We start from the raw sequence: 11,491 nt of genomic DNA on the forward strand, positions 1-11,491 counted from the left end.
GTAAATAAATTTTGCATAAACACATACACATATATATCTGCTTTAAGTAATAAAGATGCTGTCACTTTTATTTTTATTTTCAAGAATACTTTTCTTAAAATTTTCTAAACTCATTTTTTACATAGGTTAAAAAATGACTAATGGAAAGTTAAATTTTATTTAAATAAAAAAGAAAAAATTTTACTTCCTTCCTATTGGAACATTACCCAATTTCTAGGTAGGCTTGAGCGTAGGTAAACCTAATAAGCGATTCAAAATTAAAAAATAAAAAATGTAAAATACAATACTGGCAAACAACCTGGCAACTGAGAGTATACAAATTCAATATAAACAGCTTAATTAAGCTGTTTATATTGCTGTGTTCATTGCAGTAAAAAATATGTAACTTAAATAACGCCATCAACACAGTTACCATGTACCAGCCGCAGTGCCGAGTTATGACTATATAGTTCCTTGGGAGGCGCGAGTCCCCGACGGATACAAGTGGATTGTTTCAAGTGGGGTTTAAATCCCCATTTGACCCTTCGGCTTCGCTCAGGGTCAAACCTGGTCACTGATAACTGATAACTGTGTACTGTTTTAATTGACTGAGGTAAAGTTATTTTTTGTTTAAAAAAGTTTAACGATGATTTAAAAGATTTAACTCGCCTATAGATATCCCTCCTAAGATACAAGAAAATACAATTTAATTTATAGAAAAAATCTTAAATTATAACTATAAAAATTATTAAATTTGGTTGCATATAAGACATTATGGTTGCAGGTACAGGTAGTTTATATACAGGGTTATAAAAATTTTATTTGATAGGTTGCATCGCCAGACGTTGTTGGTTTTCTGCAAGGCGACTACGAATCTTACCTCTACCAAGACCCGACATATAGGAGCCCGGTTTGATTTATGAAAAAAATTAAGTATTGTAGGGTGTGTTAGACCCAACGTCGTAACGCACCAAACCCTTATAAATGCTGCGGTACTCTCGCATGCTAACGCAACGGCAATAAAGCGGGAGGAACATCCACACCGCTTTTTGCCTCCCCTACGCGTCTTTTCAAAAATCAAATAGTAATCCTATAGAAGCTAACTCTTGGCAAGATTAGAATTTTAGCCAGTGGCTTTAAGTTATCAATTGCAGCAGCCGTTGCAGCCAAGTGCTGAAGTACTCTAAGAAGAATATCAACAAAACTAGGAATGGCTAATGGATAATAGCTAATAGCTAGAGGAAGAAAGATATGGCGGGAAAACGCTTCTACTTTTTCCATTATCTGGGCTCTTTTTTTCTGCAACCGAAAGGTCAACAGCAACAGCAACGGCAAAGGAGTAGACGGCGGAAAATTTTAGCCTTGCTTGCCTACCTCCTGCTGACGCTCGTAACAACATCTATAGTTTTTATTGTTTCACCTGTCCTGAGACAATCTCAAGCGGCTGATTTTCCAGTTCAGCATTTATCTAGGGCAAAAGAACATTTAAAAGATTTAGCACAACAGGGTAAAGCACTGTTTGAAGCGGGACGGTTAGTAGAAGCGCAAAAGGTTTTGCAAAGTGTATCTCAACAGTATCAGGCGCTGGGAGACAAACTCTATCAGGCAATGAGCCTCAGTAATCTTGCTTTGGTTTACCAGCAGCGTGGGATGTTTGCTGAAGCCACTCAGGCAATCAATGACAGTTTACAGCTGCTGGGGACTCAGGGTTCAAAACAACACTTGCAAATTCTTGCTCAGACTCTTGAAATTCAAGGTAGCCTGCAATTGGAGCAAGGACAGGCTGAGGTGGCATTAAGAACCTGGCAACAAACTGAAGCGACATATACTAAGATGAGCGATCGCACTGGAATCACTCGCAGTCGCATTAATCAAGCACAGGCATTGCAGGTTCTGGGATTCTACCGTCGTGCTTTGACGTTGTTAACTGAGGTAGGTCAGAATTTGCAATCTCAACCAGATTCTTTGACTAAAGCTGTAGAATTGCGATCGCTTGGAGATGCACTTCAGTTAACCGGAGATTTAGAACAATCCCGTCAAGTTCTGCAAAAAAGCCTGGAAAGTGCCCAAAGGTTGCAATCTCCTCAAGAAATCAGCGCGAGCCTGCTGAGTTTGGGCAATACTGCCAGAATCCAGCAGGATAATCAGAATGCGATCGCCTTCTATCAACAGGCGATCGCCAAAACTCCTTCACCACTCACTAAGGTTCAAGCGCAAATCAATCTTCTCAGTGTGCTATTGACTACACAGGAGTGGTCAACTGCACAACCCCTTTTAGCGCAAATTCCAACTGAGCTAGATAGTTTGCCGGTCTCTCAAGTAGCAGTTTATGCTAAAATTCATTTTGCTCAGAGCTTGATGAAACAAAAGAATAGAGAGTGTGTAGGGCAGTGCCGTGCCCCTAGGAATGGGGAAGCTCCGACAACCGACACCCGAGATTCAACACCTGAAAAAATTGCTCAAATCCTTGCCACAGCAGTTAAACAAGCGAAAGCACTCGGCGATGGGCGAGCTGAATCTTACGCGATAGGAACCCTCGGAAGGCTGTATGAGCAGGAGAAACAATGGTCGTATGCCCAGGAGCTTACACAGCAAGCACTTGTGTTGGCTCAAGCCGTAAATGCGCCGGATATCACCTACAACTGGCATTGGCAGCTGGGACGCTTGCGAAAACAGCAGGGAGATATTCCAGGGGCAATTGCAGCGTATGATGCTGCTGTAGATGAATTGCGATCTCTAAGAAGTGACCTTGTAGCAGTTAATCGAGATGTTCAGTTTTCATTTAAGGAAAGTGTAGAACCTGTTTACCGCGAATCAGTGGCATTGCTTTTGCAATCACAGGGAGAAAAACTGAGCGAAGAAACATTAGATAAAGCCAGACAAAGAATTGAAGCACTCCAGTTAGCACAATTGGATAACTTCTTTCGAGAAGCCTGCTTGAATGTGACAAAGGTTGTCTTAGACGAAGTCGTAGATCAGGATAATCCCACTGCTGCCATTATTTATCCGATTATTCTACTAGACCAATTACAAGTTATTGTCAAAGTTCCGAAGCAACCTCTCGCCCATTACTCGGTGAATAAATCCCAGACTGAAGTAGAAGATATTTTGGGGCAACTGCGGCAGTACTTGACCGAACCTGACAGAATGGAGGAAGTCCAATCTCTCTCTGGGCAAGTCTATAGTTGGCTGATTCAACCAATTGAGTCTGAGTTACAACGTAGCAATGTTAATACTTTAGTTTTTGTACTGGATGGTGCATTGCGAAGTGTACCAATGGCAGCACTGTATGACGGTCAGCAATATCTGATTGAGAAATATGCTGTTGCCTTGAATTTGGGACTGCAATTGCAAAAACCCAAGCCTTTAGCACAGGAAAAGTTGCAGGTTCTTGCCGGGGGATTGGTGCAACCGCCAGTCAAATTTCAACGATTTCCGCCCTTACCGGAAATCAAATCTGAGTTTAACTTGATTGCCAAGGCAGGGGTATCAACTACAAAACTTTTAGATAAAGATTTCACCAGTAAGGCACTGTTCGGAAAGATAAACTCTATTCCGTTTAATGTCGTTCACCTGGCAACGCACGGACAGTTTAGTTCTCGTTCTGAGGATACATTTGTTTTGGCGACAGATGGTCCAATTAATGTGACTGATTTTGATTTGCTTTTGCGCCGTCGAGATGAAACGCGCCCAGAAGCCGTAGAACTTCTTGTCTTGAGTGCTTGTCAGACAGCAGCGGGAGACAATCGGGCAACGCTGGGTTTGGCGGGGGTTGCTGTGCGTGCAGGCGCACGGAGTACACTAGCGAGTCTCTGGAATGTGGGCGATCGCTCTACTGCAATTTTAATTGGTGAGTTCTATCGTGAGTTGGTTTCTGCCAAAGTCACAAAGGCGGAAGCGCTGCGTCGCGCTCAAGTGACGCTTTTGCAAAAGTATCCAAACTACAGCCGTCCGGCTTATTGGGCAGCTTATGTTCTCGTTGGTAATTGGTTGTAAGGGATTTTTTACCGAATAAAGGCAGAGGGCAGAGGGCAGAAGGAAAGATGCATAATTTCTGTTTACAGCGGTTTTCTGTTGCACCGTTCACGAAGTGTGTCCGAAGAACTTACGTACTTCTGCCTTCTTCTTCTTAAGGCTATCCCAAATATTAAGTAATTTTACAACTTCCGCTTGAGAAAAGAAAACCCTGCATAGACCTCAGTAGTGCACGTATGGATAGGTGTGACACCTAGATGCTGAGGACAACATAAGTTGCCAAAACAGTAATGTTGAACCGTCTTCAGTTTAGGTTGTCACGATTCAGGCTCAAAGTCTGAATTTTCTAACTACTTATCAACACTTAAAGGAACGAAAAATGACTTACTTTCCTATCGGTAATATAGGTAGCACCCCTATCACACGCTCTGATAGTGTCAACTCAGCAAATCCTACTGATATCTATCGGATCGATCTCACAAGCACAAGCAACATTAACCTAGCTTTGACGAACATCAACGGTGGTGATGCCGATCTGTCTCTTTATCGAGACACCAACGGTGACGGTGGCTTGGATTTGGGGGTCGATCAGCTGGTTCCTGGTGGTTCTTCCGCTCGGGGAGGCAACTTCGATGACTCGATTAATGTTGCCGATCAACCTCTAGGTACTTATTTTGCGCGAGTCAACTTGTTTAGTGGAAGCAATGTCTCTTACCGTTTATCCATGTCTACTGCTGATCCCAGTAACCTTCTGCCTATAGAGGAGAATCTTGGCGATCTGTCAGCCGATATCAGCCGCACTGGTGAAGTAGGTAACAACGACACCTCTGATACCTATGCCTTCTCTATCGGGTATTTTGAGGGTGTCAACATTAACCTAAGCGGACTAAGCTCTGATGCTGATATACGACTGATCGCAGATACTAACGGCAATCGCATTGTTGATTCTGGCGAGACACTCCTATCCTCTACCAGAGGTAGTACTAATTCGGAATCTATCTCGTTGGACGATGCTGGTAACTACTTACTCCAAGTCTATCAGTTCAGTGGCAGTACTAACTATACCCTTGGCTTCGACCACTTCTCTAGTGGTCTTGCTCTTGCAGCTGTAGGTTAAACATCGGTTGAAACCTGTAATGGCAAAATGTTAACTCAGTGAAAAGAACTTGAAAGCATTGCAATGCAATGCTTTCAAGAATCTACAAATCATACAAGCGGCTGCGCCATACTTGGACGTATGCCGCTTCAATCCAAGACTAATGCATTTTTTTGCTATTTGCACACGATTGTATAAATAGTTCAACATCAGATTTATTCAGATATGACCGCAGTTTTACAAATTGGTAATCGCGTACTCGCGGCTTCTGAAATTATTCCCTTACTGGCTAGTTACAATATTATTCCTCAATTGTTATGCGAGAGCATTATCGACTCTGCTGTTGCACCAATCACTTGCACAGCAGAAGAAACTGCTCATGCACTTGTTGCATTTTACCAGCATTGGGATTTGACTACAGAAGAGAAAAGACAAGCTTGGCGATCGCTTTACGGTTTGACTCAGGAACAGTTAGAACTTTTGGCAACGCGAAAGCTAAGAATAGAAAAGTTCAAACAAGCAATTTGGGGACATCAACTAAAATCTTACTTTCTCAAACGCAAAAGACAGCTAGATAAAGTCATTTACTCTTTAATTAGGACTGAACACAGAGGAACTGCTAACGAGCTATACTTTCGCATTCGAGAAGGAGAACAGTCTTTTGCTGAACTGGCGCGTGAATATTCCTCTGGTTTGGAAGCCCAAACGGGTGGAATCATTGGTCCAGTGGAGTTCGGTACTCTCGCTCCCAATTTTGCCCAGTTGCTCTACACAAGTCAAGCCGGTATAATTCAGCCCCCCGTACCTTTTGGAGAATGGTGGTTGATTATGCGCGTTGAAAAGCTCATTCCAGCACAGTTAGACGACTTTATGCGCTCTAGATTGCTTCAGGAGAATTTTGAAGCTTGGTTTCAACAACAACTGAGTCAACTCTCACAGGAAGAAAAAATCTGGATGGGAGTAAAAGACAAACCAGCACAGGTTCAGGAGGCGAGTGTTGCCTAGAAGAGCATGGGGAGGAAGGGAGTTATTAGTTACTAGCTAATAAATAATCCAAAATCGCGCAACTAAGATCCAAAATTGTATATGATATCCAGCACCCTTGATATTACAGAATTTCTTGCAGGTATATTTCCCTTTAATCACCTGCCACAAAATATTTTAGAAAATTTGCTAAAAAAGGGACAATTTCTGCGCTATCGCATGGGGCAGGTGATAGTGACGCGGGAAGCGATGCCGCATCAAATTAGCATTATCTTGGAGGGACAAGCCCGCCTTTTGGGATACGAAGGCGATAGGCAAAATCCTGTGACACTGAAGTTGCTGCAATCAGGGGAGGTTTTGGGTTGGGTGAGTCATGTGCGGGATGTTGCCTGTGAGATGGCGATCGCCTCAAAAGAAGTGATTTGCCTCAATCTACCCATTGCAGATTTTCTTGACTTAATGAAGCGGGAGTCGGCTTTTGCACAAGCGTTGCACAGTCGTGCTGCCCTCATAGAAGTGTATGAACTCCTCTTGGAAGAACTGACTCGACGGGCTGATGGCAATACCGATATAGCAAAGCTTGCCCAGACTGTTTGGGAAGCAGCTGTAGTAGAAACTATCTCCTCACGAAAACTATCCCAACTGCACTTAGATTCAGAACTTCTATGGATTGTTAGCGCTAGCAATGCGGCTGAATTTCCTGTAGGAAGCACTCTAGAGAATTTAGAAACGCGCAATTTCCATATGAGTGCAAACCTGCGTTTAGTGGGTATACCCAAATCCTTACTTCCAGCACCACCTGTTCCGAGACTCACACCAATAACACCAGATTCTTGGCTCTCAGACATTCCCTACGCCTCAGAGATTACTACCTCAAGAGAATTACCCAAGCAGTCCAAACGAGAAAAATATCCATACATTCGGGGTAGAGGTCCCCAGGATGCAGCACTAGCTTGTTTCCAAATGTTAAGCCAGTATTTCAATATGCCTTTCCGGCGAGATACGCTACGGCGGGTTGTCGCCAAGCAGTACGAACAAACCCGCAGTTTATCGTTGCAATTTTGCGCTGCGGTGGCAGAGGTGATGGGTTTGACAACGCAGATGGTTCAGATGCCTGCATCCGCAATCAGTCGCTTACAACCACCGGTGATGATTTCCTGGCAAGACAGTTTTGCCATCATCTACAAAACCAGCCAGCAAGAATTACTCATCGCCGTTCCCGAAATAGGACTGGTACGCCGCAAGTCTCGTGACTTTGCTGAAACCTGGGGGAATGTTGGGCAAGTGCTGCTGTTGCAACCTACCAAAGAAACACCCAAGGCACGGTTTGGTCTTTCGTGGTTTGCCCCTGCACTGCGTCGTCACCGCAAGATACTCATTGAAGTGCTGATTGCTTCCATTGTTGTCCAGATTTTTGGTCTGGTAAATCCCCTAGCGACACAGGTGATTATCGACAAAGTATTAGTAGGGAATAGCCCCGACACCTTGGAAGTTTTGGGCATCTTTTTAATCGTTATAGCTGTGGTAGAAGCCGTACTGACTGCGGTTCGTACCCAATTGTTTGTGGATACTACCAACCGCATTGACCTATCCTTGGGTTCTGAGGTGATTAATCACTTGCTGCGTCTACCCTTGTCTTATTTTGAACGCCGTCCTGTGGGGGAATTGGCAACGCGAGTAGGGGAACTGGAAAACATCCGCTCTTTCCTCACAGGTACAGCCTTAACAGTGGTGATGGATGCGGTGTTTTCGGTTATCTACATCTTCGTGATGGGGATTTATAGCTGGCTGCTGACATTGGTGGCATTAGCAACGGTACCCTTATTTGCATTACTCAACCTCATCGTGTCGCCCGTCATGCGGCGACAGTTGCAAGAAAAAGCCGAACGCAACGCCGAAACTCACTCCTACTTAGTGGAACTGATGGCGGGGATGCAGACAGTCAAGGCGCAAAATTTGGAATTGCGATCGCGTTGGCAATGGCAAGAACGCTATGCCCGCTACATCAGCGCTGGGTTTAAGACTATCTCTACCCAAACAACCGCCGGTTCGGTGAGCAGCTTCCTCAACAAGCTTTCTAGCCTTATGGTGTTGTGGGTGGGAGCGTATCTCGTCCTCACCAGTAATGGGCAATTCACCTTAGGGCAACTCATCGCCTTCCGCATCATTTCCGGCTATGTCACCAGTCCCCTGTTGCGTCTAGTGCAACTGTGGCAGAACTTCCAACAAGTCGCCCTGTCGCTACAACGCCTGAGTGATATTTTAGACACGCCTCAAGAAACAGAAATAGGCGACAAGCAAAACATCCTCATGCCTGCAATTACTGGTAGTGTCCGGTATGAAAATGTCTCCTTTAGCTTCCGTGCGAGTGGTCCCTTGCAACTATGCAACATCAACTTGGATTTCCCTGCTGGTTCCTTTGTGGGTATTGTCGGTCAGAGCGGTTCTGGGAAAAGTACACTGCTAAAATTGCTACCCAGACTTTATGAACCCAAGTCAGGGAAAATTTTGATTGATGGTTATGATATCAGCAAAGTGGAACTTTACTCCCTGCGGCGTCAAATTGGAGTTGTGCTACAAGATACCCTGCTGTTCGACGGCACAGTGCGGGAAAACATAGCTTTAGCCTGTCCTGATGCAAGCGATGAGGAAATCATTAACGCTGCTAAGGTAGCATTTGCACATGACTTTATTATGAACTTGCCCAACGGCTACAACACACCAGTGGGTGAGCGGGGTTCTGGACTGTCTGGCGGACAAAAACAAAGGATTGCGATCGCCCGCACTGTCCTGCAAAATCCTCAACTGCTCATCCTGGATGAAGCTACCAGCGCCCTTGACTACCATGCAGAGGCGCAAGTCTGCCGTAACCTAGCCGCAACATCCCAAGGAAAAACAGTGTTTTTTATTACTCATAGATTAAGTACTATCCGCCATGCCGACATTATCCTGATGATGGATCAAGGTGCAGTGGTAGAACAGGGAAGCCACCAAGAATTAATGGCGCTGAAGGGTTATTACTACTGTCTTTATCAACAACAGGAAACACAGATTTAGTAAATGCTTTCGTAGTCAGCGCTTAAGCGCTGACTACAAGCTAATTCCCAATCCAAAATTATGACTATTCAATACAACTTTGACCAACCCGTTCTTTTACAACAGTCTCCTACTTGGTCGCGGACTATAGTCTGGGGAATTGTTGGTGTGACCGCCTTTACCGTAATTTGGGCGTCGGTGTTCAAAATTGATGAGTCAATTCCTGTTAATGGCAAGCTTGAACCGCAAGCACCAGTCACCGATATTCAGGCTCCTGTCGGCGGTGTTGTGAAGCTCATTCACGTCAAAGACGGTCAGCAAGTCAAAAAAGGTGAAACACTCATTAGCCTTGAACAAACCACTTCTGAGGCGGAACTAGAATCACTCAAGAAAAGCCGTGTTGCTCGGTTGCAGGAAAAACAGGCTTTGGAGGGGGAGAATGGATTTTACCGCAGCCAAGTTAAAGGCGCTACCTCACCAGAGTTAGTTGCTCAACAGACGGAAAGAGTGAAAATTTCCCCTGAACTGGCATTTTTGACCAAAAGTCGAGGTGCGATCGCCTCGGAAAACCAGCTTTACCGCGCACAGTTGAGGGGTTCTACTACGGGAGTAACCTTTACCCCAGAGCAACAGTTGCGTTTGCAAAGTCGCCAGTTAGAATTACGATCACGCTTACAGGTTGCTGAACTAGAAATAGGACAGACACAAGAGCAATTGCATCAAACCCAGGTACAGTTAGCTAGTGCCAAACAAACGGTAGCTATTAATCAAGACATTCTCAGTCGTTTGGAGTCGGTAGCGAAAGAGGGAGCTATTTCTAAGGTGCAGGTTCTCAAACAGCAGCAGGATGTTGAAAGCAAACAGGGGGAAATTAACAGACTTATTAAAGAAGAGATGCGATTAAAATTAGCGATCGCCCAAGCAAAAGAAAAACTGAGCAATACCACTGCACTTTCTACTGAAGAGTTGTTGGCTCGCATTACGACTAACGACAAAAGTATAGCCGAAATCGACAGCCAGTTAACCAAGGTGATTGTGGATAACCAGAAGCGTATCTATGAGATAAATAGTCAGATAAGTCAAATCGATAGTGAGTTAAGTAAGGCGAAAACAACCCTGAAATATCAGAAAATTTTTTCTCCCTTTGATGGAACTGTTTTTGAACTGAAAGCTAAAACATCAGGGTTTGTGGTTAATTCCAGTGAACCAGTTCTAAAAATCGTTCCCAACGATAACCTCATAGCCAAAGTCTACATCACCAACCGGGACATTGGCTTTGTTAAAGAAGGGCAGAAAGTCGATGTGCGAATTGATTCGTTTCCCTTTCAACAGTATGGCGATATCAAAGGCGAACTCCTGACGATTGGTTCTGATGCATTACCTCCAGACGAAGTTTATCCTTACTACCGTTTTCCAGCAAAAGTCCGCTTGGATAGACAGACATTGCTGATTAATAATCGTCAACTGCCATTGCAATCGGGGATGTCAATCAATGCCAATATCAAATTGCGTAAGCGTACCGTTATGAGTCTTTTCACAAATTTCTTGGTGAAAAAAGCTGAAAGTTTGAAGTATATTCGCTATTGAAGTGGATTTCGTCTTCAGGGTTCTTGGCAAATACAACTTCTCAAAAAAAAGACCAAGATAGAGTACCCTGCATTCAAATAGTACAGCTTTTGTTAATAGATCGCAAAGAGTCTATTTTGGTTTAGTTTAATGAACGTTTTTACTTGCTTTAGTTGAGGCTATCATCCTAGGTTTTTTACTGCTTGCGCTTTAGCTTGTTTTTTAGCAGCAAACCTGCACCCAAAGCACCCACAGCTAACACACCCACTGCTGAAGAGGGTTCAGGGATACGTCGGTTCTGGGGCTCTTTACCCTGGTCTTGTGCTAAAGCAGGTGAAGCACTAATAAGAAGTAAGCCTGTAATCATAATGCTTACTATCGCCAAAGCTTTTTGTAATTCAGATTTTTTATTTAGACTCTTGACAATATTTTTTGCACTCATAAATTCCTCCACAAAAGTGGGCATTAACGATAGGGATGTTTTGAAGTGCGAGCGCGAAACCTTTTGTTTGTATTAATCCAAACTGCCGCCAGTAATGTGAATTTCAAAGAAAATTGCCAATTTTGGCTGAGACTACTTGGTTTTTAATTTCCCAAGCACTTGTGAGTTCTAGAACAAATCAATTTGACAAGTAAATTTTTACATATATATTATAAATTTACAAGGCTTTTTCCTGTACTTCATAAAAAGTTAGCTTGTAAATCTACTTCAATCCTGTATTGATACAACCTATCAATTGGTTAAAATACAAGTTTATGTAGTTTTATAAAGGTTAAATTCTTAAAATTCTACACTAAATTGTAAATTTACCGGAAACTCTCAATATAATTACCAACAGAGACAAGTAACTACCC

The 11,491-nt window shown here is 43.5% G+C and carries 6 protein-coding genes; 5 read left to right on the plus strand and 1 reads right to left on the minus strand.

Going from position 1 to position 11,491, the window contains the following annotated elements:
• Positions 1-1,230: 1,230 nt before the first annotated feature.
• From AACT52_RS20900 to AACT52_RS20920, 5 genes are all read left to right on the plus strand, one after another.
• Positions 1,231-3,975, plus strand: a complete 2,745-nt coding sequence (locus AACT52_RS20900) for a CHAT domain-containing protein (RefSeq protein ID WP_083630454.1) — start codon at positions 1,231-1,233, stop codon at positions 3,973-3,975.
• Between the two features lie 358 nt (positions 3,976-4,333).
• Complete coding sequence (locus AACT52_RS20905) at positions 4,334-5,071, plus strand: hypothetical protein (protein ID WP_073633192.1); 738 nt, start codon at positions 4,334-4,336, stop codon at positions 5,069-5,071.
• Positions 5,072-5,275: 204 nt separating this feature from the next.
• Positions 5,276-6,055, plus strand: a complete 780-nt coding sequence (locus AACT52_RS20910; protein WP_073633193.1) for a peptidylprolyl isomerase — start codon at positions 5,276-5,278, stop codon at positions 6,053-6,055.
• Positions 6,056-6,136: 81 nt separating this feature from the next.
• On the plus strand, positions 6,137-9,091 hold the full coding sequence (locus tag AACT52_RS20915) for a peptidase domain-containing ABC transporter (RefSeq protein WP_073633194.1): 2,955 nt from the start codon (positions 6,137-6,139) through the stop codon (positions 9,089-9,091).
• A 60-nt stretch (positions 9,092-9,151) separates the two neighbouring features.
• Positions 9,152-10,657: an HlyD family efflux transporter periplasmic adaptor subunit gene (locus AACT52_RS20920; RefSeq protein WP_073633195.1), complete on the plus strand. Its 1,506-nt coding sequence runs from the start codon at positions 9,152-9,154 to the stop codon at positions 10,655-10,657.
• A 175-nt stretch (positions 10,658-10,832) separates the two neighbouring features.
• Here AACT52_RS20920 and AACT52_RS20925 read toward each other — a convergent pair whose 3' ends face one another.
• Positions 10,833-11,078 (minus strand): PEP-CTERM sorting domain-containing protein, encoded by a 246-nt coding sequence (locus AACT52_RS20925; protein ID WP_073633196.1) that lies wholly within the window; start codon positions 11,076-11,078, stop codon positions 10,833-10,835.
• Positions 11,079-11,491: the final 413 nt, after the last annotated feature.

Source organism: Scytonema sp. HK-05 (assembly GCF_963872035.1).
GTDB lineage: Bacteria > Cyanobacteriota > Cyanobacteriia > Cyanobacteriales > Nostocaceae > Kalymmatonema.